Annotated in this window: 15 protein-coding genes; 9 read left to right on the forward strand and 6 right to left on the reverse strand. The window is 70.1% G+C overall.

Annotated elements, in window-relative coordinates:
• The first annotated feature begins 79 nt into the window (after positions 1 to 79).
• The 4 genes from ABH927_RS15605 (at position 80) to ABH927_RS15620 (ending at position 8,081) form a co-directional block, all read left to right on the forward strand.
• A complete protein-coding gene (locus tag ABH927_RS15605; protein ID WP_370022071.1) occupies positions 80 to 487 on the forward strand; it encodes a hypothetical protein in 408 nt (135 codons plus the stop codon).
• A complete protein-coding gene (locus tag ABH927_RS15610) occupies positions 487 to 2,751 on the forward strand; it encodes a heavy metal translocating P-type ATPase (RefSeq protein ID WP_370022073.1) in 2,265 nt (754 codons plus the stop codon). The genes ABH927_RS15605 and ABH927_RS15610 overlap by 1 nt, the downstream gene beginning before the upstream one ends.
• A 342-nt stretch (positions 2,752 to 3,093) precedes the next feature.
• Complete coding sequence (locus ABH927_RS15615; protein ID WP_370022074.1) at positions 3,094 to 7,269, forward strand: caspase family protein; 4,176 nt, start codon at positions 3,094 to 3,096, stop codon at positions 7,267 to 7,269.
• Entirely contained in the window at positions 7,266 to 8,081 is an 816-nt protein-coding gene (locus ABH927_RS15620; protein WP_370022076.1) for a hypothetical protein, read from the forward strand. The genes ABH927_RS15615 and ABH927_RS15620 overlap by 4 nt, the downstream gene beginning before the upstream one ends.
• 27 nt (positions 8,082 to 8,108) lie before the next feature.
• On the opposite strand, the gene ABH927_RS15625 is transcribed toward ABH927_RS15620, so the two are convergent.
• Positions 8,109 to 8,516, reverse strand: a complete 408-nt coding sequence (locus tag ABH927_RS15625; RefSeq protein ID WP_370022077.1) for a sensor histidine kinase — start codon at positions 8,514 to 8,516, stop codon at positions 8,109 to 8,111.
• Positions 8,517 to 8,903: 387 nt separating this feature from the next.
• Between ABH927_RS15625 and ABH927_RS15630 the strand changes: the two genes are divergently transcribed.
• Positions 8,904 to 9,767, forward strand: a complete 864-nt coding sequence (locus ABH927_RS15630) for an aldo/keto reductase (RefSeq protein WP_370022079.1) — start codon at positions 8,904 to 8,906, stop codon at positions 9,765 to 9,767.
• A 23-nt stretch (positions 9,768 to 9,790) separates the two neighbouring features.
• On the opposite strand, the gene ABH927_RS15635 is transcribed toward ABH927_RS15630, so the two are convergent.
• On the reverse strand, positions 9,791 to 10,855 hold the full coding sequence (locus tag ABH927_RS15635; RefSeq protein WP_370022081.1) for an ATP-binding protein: 1,065 nt from the start codon (positions 10,853 to 10,855) through the stop codon (positions 9,791 to 9,793).
• Positions 10,856 to 11,372: 517 nt separating this feature from the next.
• On the opposite strand from ABH927_RS15635, the gene ABH927_RS15640 reads away from it, so the two are divergent.
• Entirely contained in the window at positions 11,373 to 11,957 is a 585-nt protein-coding gene (locus ABH927_RS15640) for a phosphoribosylanthranilate isomerase (protein WP_370022083.1), read from the forward strand.
• A 4-nt stretch (positions 11,958 to 11,961) separates the two neighbouring features.
• On the opposite strand, the gene ppk2 is transcribed toward ABH927_RS15640, so the two are convergent.
• Together ppk2 and ABH927_RS15650 are read right to left on the reverse strand one after the other, a co-directional pair.
• The gene (gene ppk2 / locus ABH927_RS15645; RefSeq protein WP_370022085.1) at positions 11,962 to 12,780 is read right to left on the reverse strand and encodes a polyphosphate kinase 2; all 819 of its coding nucleotides are present in this window, start codon (positions 12,778 to 12,780) and stop codon (positions 11,962 to 11,964) included.
• Between the two features lie 74 nt (positions 12,781 to 12,854).
• Positions 12,855 to 13,058: a response regulator transcription factor gene (locus ABH927_RS15650; protein WP_370022087.1), complete on the reverse strand. Its 204-nt coding sequence runs from the start codon at positions 13,056 to 13,058 to the stop codon at positions 12,855 to 12,857.
• 267 nt (positions 13,059 to 13,325) lie between these two features.
• Here ABH927_RS15650 and ABH927_RS15655 point away from each other — a divergent pair, with 267 nt between their 5' ends.
• A complete protein-coding gene (locus ABH927_RS15655; protein WP_370022089.1) occupies positions 13,326 to 13,763 on the forward strand; it encodes a Fur family transcriptional regulator in 438 nt (145 codons plus the stop codon).
• A gap of 32 nt (positions 13,764 to 13,795) precedes the next feature.
• Positions 13,796 to 16,027: a catalase/peroxidase HPI gene (katG, locus tag ABH927_RS15660; protein WP_370022091.1), complete on the forward strand. Its 2,232-nt coding sequence runs from the start codon at positions 13,796 to 13,798 to the stop codon at positions 16,025 to 16,027.
• 237 nt (positions 16,028 to 16,264) lie between these two features.
• On the opposite strand, the gene ABH927_RS15665 is transcribed toward katG, so the two are convergent.
• A complete protein-coding gene (locus tag ABH927_RS15665; protein WP_370022093.1) occupies positions 16,265 to 16,690 on the reverse strand; it encodes a VOC family protein in 426 nt (141 codons plus the stop codon).
• A gap of 226 nt (positions 16,691 to 16,916) precedes the next feature.
• Here ABH927_RS15665 and ABH927_RS15670 point away from each other — a divergent pair, with 226 nt between their 5' ends.
• On the forward strand, positions 16,917 to 17,933 hold the full coding sequence (locus tag ABH927_RS15670; protein ID WP_370022094.1) for a helix-turn-helix transcriptional regulator: 1,017 nt from the start codon (positions 16,917 to 16,919) through the stop codon (positions 17,931 to 17,933).
• A 134-nt stretch (positions 17,934 to 18,067) separates the two neighbouring features.
• Here the strand turns inward: ABH927_RS15670 and ABH927_RS15675 are convergent, their stop codons facing one another.
• Positions 18,068 to 18,670 carry a DUF4240 domain-containing protein gene (locus tag ABH927_RS15675; protein ID WP_370022095.1) on the reverse strand — a complete coding sequence of 201 codons (603 nt, stop codon included), beginning with the start codon at positions 18,668 to 18,670 and terminating at the stop codon, positions 18,068 to 18,070.
• Positions 18,671 to 18,686: the final 16 nt, after the last annotated feature.

The raw sequence follows: 18,686 nt of genomic DNA on the forward strand, positions 1-18,686 counted from the left end.
AACGCCGCCGTGACCGACGCCCACACCACGCCAGACGGCCAGACGACGCCAGACGCCCACAGCACCCCGGACGCCCACAATGCCCCCGGACGCACACAGGGCGCTGCCCCCGGTCGCGTCCACGGCCGTGGTGGACGGCTACACCGTTACGCTGGGTGGACAACTCAACGCCGGCAGGTCGAGCACGCTCACCGTGAAGATCACGAGGCAGGGGAAGCCGGTCACCGACCTCCAGCCCTACCTCGGCGCCTACGGGCACCTGGTGGCCCTGCGCGCGGGAGACCTGGCCTACCTGCATGTTCACCCGGACGGATCGCCCGGCGACGGCGCGACCCCGGCCGGCCCGGAGGTCACCTTCCACGCCGAGGCGCCGAGCGACGGCGACTACCGGTTGTTCCTCGACTTCAAGCACGCGGGAGCCGTACACACCGCTGAGTTCACCGCCCGCGCGGGCCGGGACGGTCGAACCACGAGAAGGGAGAGGTGATGGCATCCGTCACCGATGACAGGCCGCCGGTCGCCTCCGGCGCCGTCGAACTCTCGATCGGCGGCATGACCTGCGCGTCCTGTGCCGCGCGGATCGAGCGCAAGCTCAACAAGCTGGACGGGGTGAGCGCGACGGTCAACTACGCCACGGAGAAGGCGAAAGTGACCTTCCCGGGGTCCGTCGCCGTCCGCGACCTGATCGCCGAGGTGGAGAAGGCGGGATACAGCGCCGAACTGCCGGCCCCGCCGCCGGCCGACGCCGATGCCGACGCCCGGGAGAGCCAGGCGGCGGACGAACTGCGCCCCCTCCGCCTGCGGCTGCTCATATCGGCGGCCCTCGCCGTACCCGTCGTGGCCATGGCCATGATCCCGGCCCTGCAGTTCACCAACTGGCAGTGGCTGTCGCTCACACTCGCCGCCCCGGTCGTCGTCTACGGCGGATGGCCCTTCCACAAGGCCGCCTGGACCAACCTGCGTCACGACGCCGCCACCATGGACACGTTGATCTCCATCGGCACCATCGCGGCCTTCGGCTGGTCTCTGTGGGCGCTGTTCTTCGGCAGCGCGGGCATGCCGGGGATGACCCACGCCTTCACGTTCACCATCCAGCGCACCGACGGGTCGGGGAACATCTACCTGGAGGCGGCCGCGGGTGTCACCGCGTTCATCCTGGCCGGGCGCTACTTCGAGGCCCGGTCGAAGCGCCGCGCGGGCGCCGCCCTGCGGGCGCTGCTGGAGCTGGGCGCCAAGGACGTGGCCGTGCTGCGCGACGGGCGGGAGACCCGGATCCCCAGCGACCGGCTCGCCGCCGGAGACCTGTTCGTCGTACGGCCCGGCGAGAAGATCGCCACAGACGGCGTGATCGAGGAGGGCTCCTCCGCCGTCGACACCTCCATGCTGACCGGGGAGTCCGTCCCCGTCGAGGTGCGGCCGGGCGACCCGGTCACCGGGGCCACCGTCAACGCCGGCGGGCGGCTCGTCGTCCGGGCCACCCGCGTCGGGGCCGACACCCAGCTCGCCCAGATGGCCAGACTGGTGGAGGAGGCCCAGACCGGCAAGGCCCAGGCCCAGCGGCTGGCCGACCGGATCTCGGCCGTCTTCGTCCCGATCGTCATCGCGCTGGCCGTGGGAACGCTCGGCTTCTGGCTCGGCACGGGCGGCGGCGCGGGCGCGGCGTTCACGGCGGCGGTAGCCGTACTGATCATCGCGTGCCCCTGCGCTCTCGGCCTGGCTACCCCGACCGCGCTGCTGGTCGGCACGGGCAGGGGTGCCCAGCTCGGCATCCTGATCAAGGGCCCGGAGGCGCTGGAGTTCACCCGGGCGATCGACACCATCGTGCTGGACAAGACGGGCACCGTCACCGAGGGCCGGATGACACTGCTGGACGTGTTCGTCGCGGACGGCGAGGACGCCGGTGAGGTCCTGCGGCTGGCCGGAGCCTTGGAGCACGCCTCGGAGCACCCGATCGCCCAGGCCGTCGCCCGCGGCGCGGCCGAACGCGTGGGTGAGCTGCCCGCACCGGAGGACTTCGCCAACGTCGAGGGGCGCGGCGTCCAGGGGATCGTGGACGGGCACGCGGTGCTGGTCGGACGGCCCGCCCTGCTGGCCGACTGGTCGCAGCACCTGCCCGCCGAGCTGGAGCGGAAGCTGCACGCGGCCCAGGCGGCCGGCCGTACGGCTGTCGCGGTCGGCTGGGACGGCACGGCCCGCGCGGTGCTCACCGTCGCGGACGTGGTCAAGCCCACGTCGGCGAAGGCGGTCGCGGAACTGCGCGCCCTGGGGCTGACGCCGTTCCTGCTCACCGGTGACAACGAGGCCGTCGCCCGCGCGGTGGCGGCCGAGGTCGGCATCTCCCCCGACGACGTGATCGCCGAGGTGCTGCCCACCGACAAGGTCGACGTGATCAAGCGGCTGCAGTCCGGAGGGCGGACCGTCGCCATGGTCGGGGACGGCGTCAACGACGCGGCCGCGCTCGCCCAGGCCGACCTGGGCCTGGCCATGGGCACGGGCACCGACGCGGCCATCGAGGCGTCCGACCTCACGCTGGTCCGGGGCGACCTGCGGACGGCGGCCGACGCCATCCGGCTCTCCCGCCGGACCCTCGCCACCATCAAGGGCAACCTCTTCTGGGCGTTCGCCTACAACGTGGCCGCCCTGCCGCTGGCCGCCGCCGGCCTGCTCAATCCCATGATCGCCGGAGCCGCCATGGCGTTCTCGTCGGTGTTCGTGGTGAGCAACAGCCTGCGGCTGCGGAGCTTCCGGTGAGCCGGCGCCGTTTCATGTGAAACCGTGACGGCCCCCGGAACCAAGGCGGTTCGGGGGGCCGTCGGCGTCCGGCCGGGAGATCGCGAATCTTCGTGGCGTTTCTGAGGGGGCTCCAGGAGGCGCGGGCTCGGGCGACGCTGACAAGGTGCGTGCCGAGCTCAGGCGCCTGGCGGCCGAACTGGAGACGCACTTCGACTACGAGGAACAGCAACTCGTCTCCGCGCTCAATCGGTTGTAAGCAGCGTCTTCAGGAGCGAATCCGCGACTCATCGGGATTTGTCGGGTGCTGACCATTACGCTGCTGGCGTCGGCAGATCAGTAACCGTTCCCCCGGAGGCGCGGGTGTCCAACGCGGCGGACTTCCGCGCGGTGAGCATCGGGGTGGCGAAGACGGCGGGCCGGGACGCGCTGCCATTCGCACATGATCATGTCCACGAGCTGGCCGCCACCCTGGAACAGCTCGGTTATCGCTGTGTGGTCCATGACGCCGATGATCTGCCGAGCGCGGAGGTCGGCAGTGCCGTACGCGACGGCCTGGCCGGGACCGACGTGGCCATCGTGCACGTGCTCAGCCACGGGAAGCTGACTGACGACGGCGGCACGGTGTACGTGCTCGGCAGCGACGGCGAGGCGCACGAGACCGCGGACATCGGCTCCTGGCTGGCCGGCGTGCAGCACGTCAAGGACCGGCCGTTGACCCTCTTCCTGCTTGACCTGTGTCATGGGGGTCACCAGGCGCGGCTGCCCTGGCATACGCGCTCCGACGTCACCCGGGGCTGGGTGATCGCCGCATGCGAGCCCGACGAGGCGGCCTTCGACGGGCGGTTCACCCGGGCCGTCGGCAACGTGCTGCGCCGGGTCGCCGCCGGGGAGCTGGACATCGATCCGGCGCTGCGGTACGTGCCGCTCCCGATGGTGGCCCGCGAGATCCGGCTGGAGGTCAACCGGCTGACCGGCGGAGGGTACGCCCAGCAGGTCACCGCGACGCGCGTGGACATCTCCGACGATCCAGTGGAGCTGCCGTTCTTCCCCAACCCACGTTTCGACGACGCGGACCAGCGCCCCGCGTTGCGGCGGAGCCTGGACAGCGCGCTGGTGCCGTTCCTCGACGACCTGGACGAGGGACTGGACGCGCGGCACTTCCTGGACCGGGCCGCCGGGACCCGGATGGTGGACGACGGCACGATCACCGGCTGCTTCACCGGGCGGCGTGACCAGTTGCGGACCCTCACCGACTGGTTCAACGGCTACGGACCGGGACCGTTCCAGGTCCTGACCGGCAGTCCGGGGGTCGGCAAGTCGGCTCTGCTCGGGCTGCTCGTGTGCGCCTCCCATCCACGGCTCAGGGAGGCCACCGAGCCTCTGTGGCGCCGGGTCGAGCGTGTGCCGTACGCCGTCACGACGGGGCTGGCCGCCGTGCACGCGCGCCGCCGTACGGTCGCCGAGGTCAGGGCGTCGATCGCCCGCCAGCTCGACGTGGCCGACCTCGACGCGCTGCCGGGCCTGCCGCACCAGCCGGTCATCGTGGTGGACGCCCTGGACGAGGCCGACGACGGCGCGGCGCTCGCGGCGGAGTTGCTGGCCCTGGCCCGGGCCGTACGGCAGGACGGCACCCCGGCCGTGCGACTGCTGGTCGGATCGCGGCGGCTGGAGCGGTACGGCGAGCTGTTCCGTGCCGCCGAGGTCACCAACCTGGACGACGTCGACTCGAAGGTGCTCAGGGTCGATCTGGAGCGGTACGTCAACGACCTGCTGTGGGCTGTGCCCGACTATTCGGACAGATATGCGGTGCGTGGCGGCTTCGCGGGCGCCGTCGCCGCGGCGCTGGCCGGGGAGCGGGGGCGGCCGGGCGGGGAGTTCATGATGGCCGGGCTCTACACCCGCCACTTCGTCGCCTCGCACGACGCCGCCCCCGTCACGGACGCCAAGGCGGCTGAGGAGTTCGGCGCGAGGGCTCCGCGCACGGTGCCGGATGTCTTGGACCTCGACCTGGAACTGCGGCGCGACCAGATCTGGCTCGGCCTGGTCCTGCGGACGCTGGCCCACGCCTACGGGCAGGGGATGCCGGAAACCGTGCTGGCCCGCGTCTGTGGAGCCTTCGTTCCGGTGCCGGGCGCACCGGAGATCGCGCAGGTGCGCGCGGCGCTGGACGCGGGGTCGTTCTACCTGCGCCGCGACCGTGACCCGGTGGACGGCACGATCCTGTACCGGCTCTTCCACCAGGGCCTCGCCGACCATCTCCGCGACCGGGCGGTGCCCGAACAGGACGAGCCAAGGCCGGCGGCTCCAGTCAAGCGCCCTGTCGCCGGCAACGTCGCAGACGCCCTCCGCAGGCTGGGACATATCTACGGGATAGAGATGGAGGAGGACCCGTCCGCCGAATCCTGGCGCGGGGGCGGCGGAGGCATCCTGGGCAGGCTGCTCGATCCCCTAGGGCCGCCCGATGCTCTGGACTGGGCCCTCGCCGAGCCGTACCTGCTGAGGCACGCTCTCGACCACGCCCGGGAAGCCGGCCGTGAGGCGGAGCTGCTGGGCGATCTGGGGTTCCTCCTCCACGCGTCGCCCGGCATCCTGGAGCCCTTCCTTGACGAGTCAACTGTCACCGCTCTGCGCGCCACCGCCGACCAGCCCATAGCCGTACGGCAGAGCGTGCTCGCGCTGGCCATCGCACGGCAGGGTCGCTCTCCACTCCTTCCGGCCGGTTCGCGGGCGGGATGGCAGCCGCTGTGGACAAGAAGGCGACCAGCGCCGGCGCCCCCGTCGTTGCCAAATCCCGCGGTCAGGCCACAGCCACGGCCCCTGGGTGGTAGCCCACTCACCGGACACACCGGGGCGGTGTTAACGATCGCGACCACCACCCTGAACGGGCGTGCGATCGCCGTCACCGGCAGCCGGGACAACACGGTTCGTATGTGGGACCTGACCACCCGAACCCAACTCGGCAAGCCCCTGACCGGACACACCAGCTGGGTGAACGCGGTCGCCACCGGCGAACTGGGCGACGGCCGGCCCATCGCCGTGACGGGCGGCGGCGACGGGACGGTGCGCGTCTGGGACCTCACCACCCGCACCCAATTCGGCAAGCGCCTCGCTGGACACACCAGCGGAGTCAAGGCGCTCGCCGTCGGCCGCCTCGACGGCCGGCCCATCGCCGTGACGGGCGGCAGCGACCTCACAGTGCGCGTCTGGGACCTCACTACCCGCACCCAACTCGGCGACCCCCTCACCGGACACACCAGCAGCATCAGGGCGCTCGCCATCGGCGAACTCGACGGCCGACCCATCGCCGTCACCGCCGGAAAGGACACCACCCTGCGCCTGTGGGACCTGCAGACCCGGACCCCGATCGGCGGCCCCCTCACCGGACACACCACCAAGGTCAACGCGGTCGCCACCGGCGAACTCGACGGCCGGCCCATCGCCGTCACGGCCGGCACGGACGGCGTCGTGCACGTCTGGGACCTGGAGAGGCGCACGCTGATCGGCCCTCCCCTCACCGGGTACGCCGCTCCGGTTTACGCGGCGGCGATCGGCATGCTGGAGGGCCGCCCCATCGCCGTCATCGGAGGCGACCACGGGACCGTACGGGTCTGGGACATGACCGATCGCATCCTCATCGGCGACCTCCTCACCAGATCCGCCGACCTGGTCTTCTCGGTGGCGATCGGCATGCTGGAGGACCGCCCCGTCGCCGTCTGCGGCAGCACGGACGGCAAAGTGCGCGTCTGTGACCTGATCAACGACGTCTCACTCGGCGATTCCCCCACCGGCGACGCCAACGCGGCAGGCACTGTGGTGATCGACACCATGGAGGGCCGTCCGGCCGGCGCGACAGCGCTCCACGACGGGACGGTCCGGTCGCGCGGCCCTGGCCAACGCGCTACGGGCCGGTCTGCGTGCCTCACGCTCTTTCCGCACGGCGGTCGGCTGTCCCTCATGGTCATCGAGGCGGACGGCAGCGCGTGGACAGCCGATCTTCCGACGGGAGATTCGACGACGGCCCGGACTCCCCCGCGCGACATCGCGTCGGCGGTGCCCGTCTCCATCGGTGGCCGTGACCTGGTGGGGCTGTGGCTCAACGACGGCACGTCCCGGCTTTGGGACACGGAATCGCACACCTTGATCGACACCGAGTCCGTTCCCCTCAGACCGCCGGCGCGGAGGCCGATCGCGGTGAGCGGCGGGCGACTGGTGGAGCTCTCCCTGGCCGGCAAGGGCGGGATCCGTCTGGTCGACCCGGCGTCCAGAGAACCGCTGGTGCCCGCTTTGCAGGCGCATGACGGCGTGGTGGCGGCGACGACCGTCTGTGAGCTCTCCGGACGGCCGATCGCGTTCACCGGGGGGGCGGATGGCCGGGTCCGGACCTGGGATGTCACCTCGTGGCGGCCCTTGGACACGCTCTACATCGGTGACCCTGTCGTCGAGCTGGCCGCGACGCCCGACGGCTACCTCATCGTGGCCACGCATCGTGAAGTGATCGCGTTCCGGCATGCCGTACGAGATTGGGAGCCAAAGTGACGCGGATCGTGGGCGTGCACGGGATCGGCAACTACGGCTATGTCGAGAAGCACGGGTCCGTCCACGCGGCGACCGAGGCCATCGGCGCCGACTGGACACGCTGGCTGTCGGAGCCGGATCACGCCCGGGTCGCGGTGGGGTATTACGCCCATCTGCTCCGCCGGGGGACGGCACAGGGCACGGACGATGTGACGCTCCTGGAGCCCGGCGAGCAGGAGCTGTTCGTCGCCTGGGTCGACCTGCTGCTCGGCGTACCGCAGACCGCGCAGGGACGGGCCACGGCGAAGGTGCGGCAGGCCGCCGACTGGCTCACCAACCGGTACGGCCGGACCGCGACCAGGCTCGCGACCATGTTCGTCAAGGAGGTCAACACCTATCTCCACCGGACCGAGGAGTCGTTCCGCGTCAACGCCCGGGACACCGTCGCCGAGACGATCCGGGCCAACCGGCCGGAGATCGTGATCGCGCACTCCCTTGGCAGTGTTGTGACGTACGAGGCATTGTGGGCGCACTCTGACCTCAAGGTGGACCTGTGGATCACGCTGGGCAGCCCCCTCGGCATGAACCAGGTGATCTTCCAGCGGCTGCGGCCGGGGCCGATGAACGACCGCTGCGGACGGCCCCCGGGCGTGAAGCGCTGGGTGAACCTGGCCGACATCGGAGACCTCGTCGCCATCCCGGCCGACCTGCGCACCCGGTTCGACGACGTCGAACAGCCCGGCCCTCTGCGGATCGCCGCTGTGGACTTCCACGCGGTCAGGAACTACCTGCGGTGCCGCGACGTGCGAGAACTGCTGCGTGCCCACGAGTAGCAGGAAGGCTTCCGTGTCACGCCTCGCTCAGGCGGGGATGAGGCCGATGATCGTGGTGCCGCTCCCGGGGATGCTGTTGGCCGTGAGCGTGCCGCCGGCCTCGGCGAAGTGGGCGCGCATGGCGACCAGCCCCCGGCCACCCGGCTGCCCGGACTCGCCTGAGGCGAAGCCGGCGCCGTCGTCGCTCAGGGTCATGCGCAGGCCGCTCGCACCCACGGTGATCGCGATGGACACGTGGGTGGCGGCATGCCGTTCGGCGTTGGCGAGGCCCTCGACGAGCGTCGCGTACACCGCCTGGGCGACGACACGGGGGACGGTCCTGGCGGGCAGCGCCCAGATCTCGACGGCGACGCCGGACCGCTCCGCCCAACCGGTGAGGTAGCCCTCCAACCGCTGGGCGAGCCCCTCCGCTCGGATGTCGACTACCTTGGCCAATTGCCATCCTCCTGACCCGCCCCGCCGGGCTGCCGCGGCGTCTTCTTCCGTCTCTAAGCGAACCTAGACGCGCGCCCCGGCGTGGGGGGATCGGCTGGATGGTGAAGGAAATCAGCCAAAAGGATGACCGCGCCGCCGTACGGGCCACGCATGTGGAGCCGCGCGGCCCGTACGGCGGCGCGGACTCCCTCCCGAACTCCGGGCTCAGGGCAGCGGCGAATCGCTCGCTGGGCTCTCCGCGCAACCGGCCATCCACTGAGACGACGCCCATCCATTGAGACGACGAACGGGAACACCCGGAACGGACCACCACCCCCGCGATTGGACGGTTTCACACCGGCGTCGGCAGGATATGAGACCTCTTTGTCGTTGTCTGAGGAGGATTTGATGAGGACTCGCCGTATCGGCGACGCACAGGTCAGTGAGATCGGCTTGGGCGGCATGCCGATGTCCATCGAAGGACGGCCTGACGAGCAGCGCTCCATCGCGACCATCCATGCCGCGCTCGAGGCCGGGGTGACACTGATCGACACGGCCGACTCCTACCATCGCGACGCGGGCGAGGTGGGCCACAACGAGCTGCTGATCGCGCGGGCGCTCGCGAGCTTCGGCGGGGACACCTCCGGCGTGCTGGTCGCCACGAAGGGCGGCCACCTGCGCCCGGGTGACGGCTCATGGACCCAGGACGGGTCGCCCGACCATCTGAAGAAGGCGTGCGAGGCCTCGCTGAAGCGGCTCGGCGTCGAGGCGATCGGGCTGTACCAGTTTCACCGGCCCGATCCGAAGGTGCCCTACGCGGACTCCATCGGCGCGATCCGCGACCTGCTGGACGCCGGGAAGATCCGCTATGCGGGCATCTCGAACACCAATCCCGACCAGATCCGCGAGGCCAACGAGATCCTCGGTGGCAGGCTGGTGAGCGTTCAGAACCAGTTCTCCCCCGCTTTCCGCTCCAGCGAGCCGGAGCTGGAGCTGTGCGCGGAGATGGGCATCGCGTTCCTGCCCTGGGCGCCGCTGGGCCGCAGCTCCCATGCGGGCGAGCTCGGCTCCCGTTTCGCCCCGTTCGCCGAGGTGGCCCAGGCTCACGGCGTGAGCCCGCAGCAGGTGTGCCTGGCCTGGATGCTGGCGAAGGCGCCGGTGGTGATCCCCATCCCGGGGTCCTCGCGGCCGGAGACGATCCTCGACTCGGTCAAGGCGGCGGACCTGCGGCTTTCCGACGACGAACTGGCCCGGCTCGACTCGGTGCAGTGAGGGGGGATCCCTTTCGGGGAGACTCAGGCTGAGATCATCGCGACGTCTTCACGCCATAACAGCGCCACGCTGGGGGTCGGGGCATCCAAGGCCGAATATGAGGGCGGACGAGCCAGCGGCAGGTGCAGCACGAAGCACGCGCCCCCGCTGGCCGAGTCGGCGACGCGCAGGATGCCGTGGTGGGCCTTGGCGATGTCGCGTGCGATGGCGAGGCCGAGCCCCGTGCCGCCGTGATCGCGGCTGCGTGCGGCGTCGAGCCGGGTGAACCGCTCGAAGATCCGCTCCCGCTCGGCCTCGGGGATTCCGGTGCCGTCGTCGCTGACCGCGAGCACGGCGGCATCGCCGCTGAGATACACCTCGACCCGTACGGCCTGCCTGGCGTGCCGCTGGGCGTTGTCGAGGAGGTTGGTGAGGAGCCGGCCGATGTGGGAGCGGACGACCTTGACGGTCACACCGGATTGCAGCCGCAACTGCACCCTCACCCGGTCGTTGCGCGTGGTGACCTCCTCCTCGACCAGCTCGGCCAGGTCCACCGGCTGCTGCTCGGTGACCTTGCTGGCGCCGACCCGGGCGAGCAGGAGAAGGTCGGTGATGATCGCCTGTAAGCGGTCGACGTCCGTCAGCGCGCGGTTGAGCAGGTCACGTAGGTCGGTCTCGTCCGGATGGAGCTGCGCCTCCTCCAGTTCGGCGCGGAGCCCGGCGAGCGGTGTGCGCAGCTCGTGCGAGGCGTCGGCGGCGAACTGGCGCTGCTGCTGGAGCGCCCGCTCGGTCACGCACTTCGCGTGCTCGATCCGCGCCAGCATGCCGTTCACCGTGTGCGCCAAACGTGAGATCTCGTCATGGCCCGAAGGCTCCGCGACCCGGTTGCCGACGTCGTTGACGTTGATCGCGGCCAGCTCGCACCGGATGTCCTCCACGGGCCGGAGCGTGCGACCGGCCACCTTCCAGGTGCCCCATACAGTGAGCCCGATCAAGACAGGCACCTCCGCGACGAATAGCAGGCACGCCGTGTCGGCGAGCATCTGACGGCCCACCATGCTTCCGAGCAGGCCTGAAGGGATCAGGAGCAGCGCCGCCACGATGGTCACCAGAACCGTGATGCGGCTCCGGATCGACCGTGGACGCAGCCGCGTCAAAAGTGACCGGCTGCGTTTCAGGAAATGAAGGATGTGCACCGCGTCCTCCTCCGACGTGGTCTGGTGGCACGCTCAAATATGTGCAAGTGATGGCTCGGTGAGGCTTCGTCAGTCGCCGTGCGCCAGATCCGGCCGTTGATGATCGGTCTGTGGGCGCGTCCATACGGCGGGCGAGAGGAACTCGGTTCGGTCAGCCTGTCTGGCCGCCGTCGCGTACCCCACGCTAGCAGCACACTTGAATTACCCTAGTAAAGGAATCGTTCTCGTTCGTGCTGGGTGACCTGCGGTTTTGGTCAGAAATTTCAGATTTTGACATGCCAAGGTGTTACGAAGGCGGGGTTAGGGGAACCTCAGCCCCTTCCCGGCTACCGGGACAGCCTCGGGCGGTGATCAACAGCACGTGCCGCGCGCGGCAGGGATGGGTGGTGTCCCGGGGCCTTCGGCGGAGTCGACCGATAGGGTTCTGAGGGTGTTCGTGAAGATCTGCGGAGTGCGCGAGCCCGAGCAGGTGGCCGCCGCTGTCGAGGCCGGAGCCGACGCCGTGGGTTTCGTCCTGACTCGCAGCAAGCGGCAGGTCACCCCGCTCCGGGCACGGGAGCTGGCCGAATCCGTCCCGTCCCACCTCCTGACGGTGGGGGTGTTCTCCGGTGAGTCACCCGACGCCGTACGGGCCGCCGTACTCGAGGCCGGCCTGCGAGCGGTGCAGTTGCACGGACGCCACCCCCAGAGCGATTTCGCCGCGCTGAAGGACCTGGGCCTTCCGCTCATCCGCGCCGTGGCCTCGGACGCCGATCTGCGCTGTGGCGCGTACGGCGAGAGCATGCTGATCGTGGACGCCCCCAAGCCGGGATCGGGCCAGCCGTGGGACTGGTCGGTGATCGGTGGCCGCGCGTCCGGCCGATGGATGCTGGCGGGCGGCCTGGCCCCCGACAGCGTCGCACGCGCCATCGCCGAGGTGCACCCTTGGGGTGTCGACGTGTCCAGCGGGGTCGAGCGCGACGGGGTGAAGGACCCCGGTCTCATCCGGCGTTTCGTCGCGGCCGCCAGGAGTTGACCGGCTACTCCAGGGCGGCCGCCACATCCGGCACGCGGATCTCCGACCCGCGGGGCGGTCGCCGATAGCCGGAGGACGGAGGACGCTTGGGGATCTTGAGGCGCGTGCGCTCGACCTCGCGGTAGGGGATCGTCGAGAGCAGGTGGGAGATCATGTTGATCCTGGCCCGCCGCTTGTCCTCGCTCTCCACGTCGTACCACGGCGCCTCGGCGATGTTGGTGTGGACCAGCATCTCGTCCTTGGCCCGGGAGTAGTCCTCCCACCTGGTGATCGACTCCAGGTCCATCTCCGAGAGCTTCCATCGGCGCATCGGGTCGTTCAGCCGGTCGTGGAATCGCCGCTCCTGCTCGGCGTCACTCAGCGAGAACCAGTACTTGCGCAGCAGGATCCCGTCCTCGACGAGCAACCGCTCAAAGATCGGACACTGGTGGAGGAACCTGGTGTACTCCTCCGGCGTGCAGAAACCCATCACCCGCTCGACTCCGGCCCGGTTGTACCAGCTCCGGTCGAACAGGACGATCTCCCCCGCGGCCGGCAGATGCTCCACGTAGCGCTGGAAGTACCACTGGGTGCGCTCACGCTCAGTGGGCGCGGGCAACGCGGCGATCCTGGCGACGCGCGGGTTGAGGTACTCGGCGACGCGCTTGATCGTGCTTCCCTTGCCGGCCGCGTCCCTGCCCTCGAAGATGACCACGACCCGGCGGCCCTCGGCGCGCACCCATTCCTGCAGGTTCACGAGCTCCGCCTGCAGCCGATAGAGCTCCTTCTCGTACGGCTTGCGCCGTAACCGTGCTGTCGAGGTCGCTTTCGCATCCTTCGCCATGGAGGGCCCCTGTTCTTCCGTTTGCTCACCAGGATCATAAGATTCGCCCTCCCGGTGGCGGGGTGCCGGCTGATTCAGCTCCGGCCGAGCCGGTCGGCGAGCTGGGACCGGGAGGTGATGTCCAGCTTGGGGAAGATGCGGTACAGGTGTGAGCCGATCGTCCGGGGTGACAGGAACAGCCGCTGTCCGATCTCACGGTTGGACAGGCCTTCAGCGGCGAGCCGGGCGATCTGCAGCTCCTGCGCGGAGAGGACGTCCTGGGCGGCGCGGCCCCGCACGGAGGGTCCTTCTCCGGCCGCGCGGAGCTCCACCCGGGCCTGTTCGGCCCAGGTGGGTGCGCCGATGAGGTCGAAGATGCCCTTCGCCGAGCGCAGGGGTTCCCGTGATTCGGCGACCCGCCGTTGCCGCCGGAGCTGTTCTCCCAGAAGCCGCTCGTCCGGCAGCCGGCGTCACGCCATAGCGGGGCAAACGTCGCCTAACGCTGCACTAAACTTGGGTAATTAATTATCTTGCATCGTTCGTGTTTATGGCGGTAGGTTTGCGCCATGATCGCACCCAGGACTCCGACCACCGCCGAGGAGTTGCGCGGTGCCGGCCTGCGGGTGACCGCCGCCCGCGTCGCACTGCTCGAGACCGTCCGGGACGGTGACCACCTCGACGTCGAGGCGATCGCCTCCGGGGTGCGCGATCGCGTAGGCCATGTCTCCCTTCAAGCCGTGTATGAGGCACTCCACGCGCTCACCGCGGCGGGACTCCTGCGCCGCCTCGAACCGGCCGGCAGCCCGGCCCGCTTCGAGGGACGCATCGGGGACAACCACCACCACGTCGTGTGCCGGTCGTGCGGTGTCGTCGCCGACGTCGACTGCGCCGTCGGCCACGCGCCCTGCCTGACCGCTTCCGACGACCATGGCTTCTCGATCGACGAGGCCGACGTCATCTACTGGGGCCTGTGCCCCGGCTGTTCCACCGCCCGCCGTTCCTGAGCACCGTGATCCCCTAGTACAGAAGGATTCCCATGTCTGAGAACCATGATGCAATCGTCACAGACGCGAAGTCGGAGGGCGGAGATGGCTGCCCGGTCGCGCACGGGCGCGCCCCGCACCCGACTCAGGGCGGTGGAAACCGCCAGTGGTGGCCGGAGCGGCTCAACCTGAAGGTCCTCGCCAAGAACCCCGCCGTGGCCAACCCCCTCGGCGAGGAGTTCGACTACGCCGAGGCGTTCAAGACCCTTGACCTTGCGGCCGTGAAGCAGGACATCGCGCAGGTGCTGACGACGTCGCAGGACTGGTGGCCGGCCGACTACGGCCACTACGGCCCGTTCATGATCCGGATGGCGTGGCACAGCGCGGGCACCTACCGCATCAGCGACGGCCGCGGCGGCGCCGGGGCCGGCCAGCAGCGCTTCGCCCCCCTCAACAGCTGGCCGGACAACGGGAACCTCGACAAGGCTCGCCGCCTGCTGTGGCCGGTCAAGAAGAAGTACGGCAAGAAGCTCTCGTGGGCCGACCTCATGATCCTCACCGGCAACGTCGCCCTGGAGTCGATGGGCTTCAAGACCTTCGGTTTCGGCGGCGGTCGTGCGGACGTCTGGGAGCCCGACGAGGACGTCTACTGGGGTCCGGAGTCCACCTGGCTCGGCGACGAGCGCTACACCGGCGACCGGGAGCTCGAGAACCCGCTCGCCGCGGTCCAGATGGGCCTCATCTACGTCAACCCGGAGGGCCCGAACGGCAACCCGGACCCGCTCGCCGCGGCCCGCGACATCCGTGAGACGTTCCGCCGGATGGCGATGAACGACGAGGAGACTGTCGCCCTGATCGCGGGCGGTCACACCTTCGGCAAGACCCACGGTGCGGGTCCGGCGGACCACGTCGGCCCCGACCCCGAGGCTGCCCCGATCGAGGCGCAGGGCTTCGGCTGGAAGAACACCTACGGCACCGGCAAGGGCGCTGACACGATCACCAGCGGTCTCGAGGGTGCGTGGACGAATACCCCGGTGACGTGGGACAACAGCTTCTTCGAGATCCTTTTCGGCTACGAGTGGGAGCTGAGCAAGAGCCCCGCCGGCGCGCACCAGTGGAAGCCGAAGGACGGCGCCGGGGCGGGGACCGTCCCCGACGCCCACGACCCGTCGAAGAGCCACGCCCCGACGATGCTGACGACCGACCTCGCGCTCCGCATCGACCCGGTCTACGAGCAGATCTCGCGGCGCTTCCTCGCTAGCCCCGACGAGTTCGCGGACGCCTTCGCCCGGGCGTGGTTCAAGCTGACCCACCGCGACATGGGCCCGATCGTGCGCTACCTCGGCCCGGAGGTCCCGGCCGAGACGCTGCTGTGGCAGGACCCCCTCCCCGCGGTGACGCACGATCTCATCGACGCTGCGGACATCGCCTCCCTCAAGGGCCGGATCCTCGCCTCGGGCCTGTCGGTGTCCCAGCTCGTGTCCACCGCGTGGGCGTCGGCCTCGTCCTTCCGCGGCAGCGACAAGCGCGGCGGCGCCAACGGTGCGCGCATCCGCCTCGAGCCGCAGAGCGGGTGGGAGGTCAACGACCCCGACCGGCTGGCGACGGTGCTGCGCACTCTGGACGGGATCCAGGAGGCCTTCAACGCCGCCCAGACCGGCGGCAAGCAGGTCTCGCTCGCCGACCTGATCGTGCTCGCCGGTGGTGCCGCCGTCGAGCAGGCCGCCAAGGACGCCGGATTCGACGTCGAGGTCCCCTTCACGCCGGGCCGCGTGGACGCGTCGCAGGAGCAGACCGACGTGGAGTCGTTCGCCGCGCTCGAGCCGGCCGCCGACGGGTTCCGCAACTACCTCGGGAAGGGCAACCGGCTGCCGGCCGAGTACCTGCTGATCGACCGGGCGAACCTGCTGACCCTGAGCGCCCCCGAGATGACGGTCCTCGTCGGTGGCCTCCGCGTCCTGGGCGCGAACTACCAGCAGTCGCCGCTCGGCGTCTTCACCACGACCCCCGGGTCTCTGACCAACGACTTCTTCGTCAACCTGCTCGACCTGGGGACGACGTGGCAGGCGACGTCCGAGGACGCGAACACGTTCGAGGGTCGCGACGCCGCCACGGGCGAGGTCAAGTGGACCGGCAGCCGTACCGACCTCGTCTTCGGGTCGAACTCCGAGTTGCGCGCGCTCGCGGAGGTCTACGCGAGCGATGACGCGAAGGAGAAGTTCGTGAACGACTTCGTCGCGGCGTGGGACAAGGTCATGAACCTCGACCGGTTCGACCTCGTCTGATCATGGCGTCCAGGTCGGCCCTCTTCGGCCGACCTGGACGTCCTCAGTCCGAATCTCCACACCGTCCGCCTCATCCTCCGCCTCCAGCGCGACGTCGAAAGGGTCGTGATCGAGCAGGGGTCGAGCCGGTGAGCGTGCCCGCGCGGCGGCCCATTCGACATCAATACCGGCTGACTGAACTCGCGGCGGCTACAACGCCGCCAAGGCGGCGGATGCCCGCCATCCGGGCTTTGATGGTCAGGACGCGTTGTATTCGCTGACGACGTCCACGACCCAGGTGACGCCGAACCGGTCCTTCAGCATTCCGTAGAGGGGCGCCCACTGCGCAGGTCCCAGCGGCTGCAGGATGGTCGCGCCATCGGAGAGCTTCTCCCAGTATGCGGTGACCTCCTCGGCCGCTTCGCCGCGGAGCGAAACGAAGAACGCGTTCTCGCCCTGGCTCCACGGCATGTGCGAGGGCACGTCGTAGGCCATCACGCAGAAACCGCTGCCAGCGGCCACCTGGCCCCACATCACCTGGTCGGCCTCGGACGGCTCCTGGACGTTCCCGGCGTCCTTGTACGTGACCATGACCACGTCCCCGCCGAACACGGACTGGTAGAACGTGAGTGCCGCGCGAGCGTCACCCCGGAAGTTCAGGTGGGTCACAGCATTGACGGACATGATTGGCTCCTCGCCTCTCGATTCATCTTGTCTGTGTGGTCTTACGCATCCTGGTCCGACGGCCACAAGGCGTGTCGACCGCAGGGTCGGTTCGCTGTGACAGCGGGAGCTCGGTATCCCCCGCCGATGACGATCACGAGGATCGGCTTGCTCGGCCCTGCTCGGTGACTACAGTCGCAAGGGAAGCGGCCAGGTTGTGGCCGCTTCTCAGGGCAATATGGAGACCATGCCGAAGACTTCAGCGCGACTGCTGGCGTTGCTCTCACTGCTTCAGGCGCGCCGGGACTGGCCGGGGGCGCTGCTGGCCGAGCGGCTGAACGTCAGCCCGCGCACCGTGCGCCGTGATGTCGACCGCCTGCGCGAGCTCGGCTATCCCATAGCGGCCTTCAAAGGGCCCGACGGCGGGTACCGGCTCGACGCCGGCACGGAGTTGCCCCCGTTGCTGTTCGACGACGAGCAGGCCGTCGCTCTGGCCGTCGCACTCCAGATCGCCACCACCACCGGCGCCGGCATCGAGGAAGCCGCGGCGCGCGCGCTGAACACCGTCCGGCAGGTCATGCCCGCACGGCTGCGCCGCCGCATCGACACCCTCCAGGTCACCGCCGTCGAGCGGCCCGCGACCCGACCGGACCCACAGGCCGACAGCAGCGTGCTCATGGCACTCAGCGCCGCCGTCCACGCCCGCGAAGTGCTGCGCTTCGACTACACCCCCGCATCCCCACCAGGGGCAGACGACAACGGCGCGCAGACCCCGCCGCGCCGGGTGCAGCCCCACCACCTCGTCACCTGGGGCGGGCGCTGGTACCTCATCGCCTGGGACCTCGACCGCGACGACTGGCGCACCTTCCGAGCCGACCGGATCACCCCGCGCACCCCCACGGGCCCCCGCTTCACCGCGCGCGAACTGCCCGGAGGGAACGTGGCCGCCTTCGTGACCAGCAGGTTTCAGGGCTCCGACGGCTCCGGCGACTGGCCCTGCCGCGGCGAGGTGATCCTCGACCTCCCCGCCGCCGTCGTGTCCCGTTACACCCGCGACGGAGTCGTCGAGGAACTCGGCCCGACCCGCTGCCGGCTCGTCCTGGGCTCGTGGTCATGGCCCGGCCTGGCCGCCACCATCGGCAGGTTCGACGCCGACATCGAGGTCGTCGGCCCGGCCGAGCTCAAGGACGCCTTCGCGCACCTGGCCCGCCGCTACGCCAACGCCGCAACCGACGCACCCGCCACGCCGTACCCGATCCAATGAGCCAAGCGCACGTCGACCACGATTCGGGGGCGGATGGGCAGCGCGAAGATCTGAGGCGGTGAGGCCTGAGTGCGCCAGCAAGGGGGCACCTCAACCTGAGGAGCCCCGTTGGATCAGCCGGCATGACCGGCAGGTCAAACCGTGCCGTCGGGGAAACGTGTGGCGAGGCGCGGGTACCGTTCGGGCAGAGCGTCCTCGTCGACCCGCCACCGCCCGTCGTCGGGTGGAGCGCCGCGGCGCACCCTGGCACCGAGCCGGTCGGCGACTGCGCGGGCGAAGTCGCCGCGGTCGCCGCCCGCCTGGACGTAGGCGTCCTCGGGCACCTGGTGGAGCTTCATGAACAGGTCCCAGTGCCCGTCCTCTACGGCCGCCATGTCGGGCAGGTCGGCTAGGGCGTCGGGGTCGGCGACCACCGTCTCGAACGACGTGCGGCCGAGGGCGAGCAGGCTGGCCCGGAAGTCGGTGAACCTGTCCTCGTATCGGAAGTACGCGTGCCACGTGTCGGCGGTGCCGCCGGCGAGCAGGCATGCCGCCGCCCACACCTCGGGCCGCCAGGCACGCTCCAGTATCCGCTCGAAATGGACGGCGAAGTCGAGGAGCTCGTTCAAGGGCAGCGTGTCCAGGTTGTCCAGCCATGCCTGCGCCACAGCGTCGCGGGGAAGCTCGTCCTTGTAGTAGCCGCACTCCAGTGCGGCGTACGCGTCCTCGATAACGTCCCAGAACCCGGCCTCATCCATGCCGGCCACCGTAACG

This window comes from Planotetraspora sp. GP83 (assembly GCF_041262585.1).
Taxonomy (GTDB): domain Bacteria; phylum Actinomycetota; class Actinomycetes; order Streptosporangiales; family Streptosporangiaceae; genus JAOEGB01.

What these genes read in the sequence shown, in the direction of transcription:
- ABH927_RS15605 (WP_370022071.1), top strand. Translation starts at nt 80, where the DNA reads ATGCCCCCGGACGCACACAGGGCGCTGCCCCCGGTCGCGTCCACGGCC.
- ABH927_RS15610 (WP_370022073.1), top strand. Translation starts at nt 487, where the DNA reads ATGGCATCCGTCACCGATGACAGGCCGCCGGTCGCCTCCGGCGCCGTC.
- ABH927_RS15630 (WP_370022079.1), top strand. Translation starts at nt 8,904, where the DNA reads ATGAGGACTCGCCGTATCGGCGACGCACAGGTCAGTGAGATCGGCTTG.
- ppk2 (WP_370022085.1), bottom strand. Translation starts at nt 12,780, where the DNA reads ATGGCGAAGGATGCGAAAGCGACCTCGACAGCACGGTTACGGCGCAAG.
- ABH927_RS15655 (WP_370022089.1), top strand. Translation starts at nt 13,326, where the DNA reads ATGATCGCACCCAGGACTCCGACCACCGCCGAGGAGTTGCGCGGTGCC.
- katG (WP_370022091.1), top strand. Translation starts at nt 13,796, where the DNA reads ATGTCTGAGAACCATGATGCAATCGTCACAGACGCGAAGTCGGAGGGC.
- ABH927_RS15665 (WP_370022093.1), bottom strand. Translation starts at nt 16,690, where the DNA reads ATGTCCGTCAATGCTGTGACCCACCTGAACTTCCGGGGTGACGCTCGC.
- ABH927_RS15670 (WP_370022094.1), top strand. Translation starts at nt 16,917, where the DNA reads ATGCCGAAGACTTCAGCGCGACTGCTGGCGTTGCTCTCACTGCTTCAG.
- ABH927_RS15675 (WP_370022095.1), bottom strand. Translation starts at nt 18,670, where the DNA reads ATGGATGAGGCCGGGTTCTGGGACGTTATCGAGGACGCGTACGCCGCA.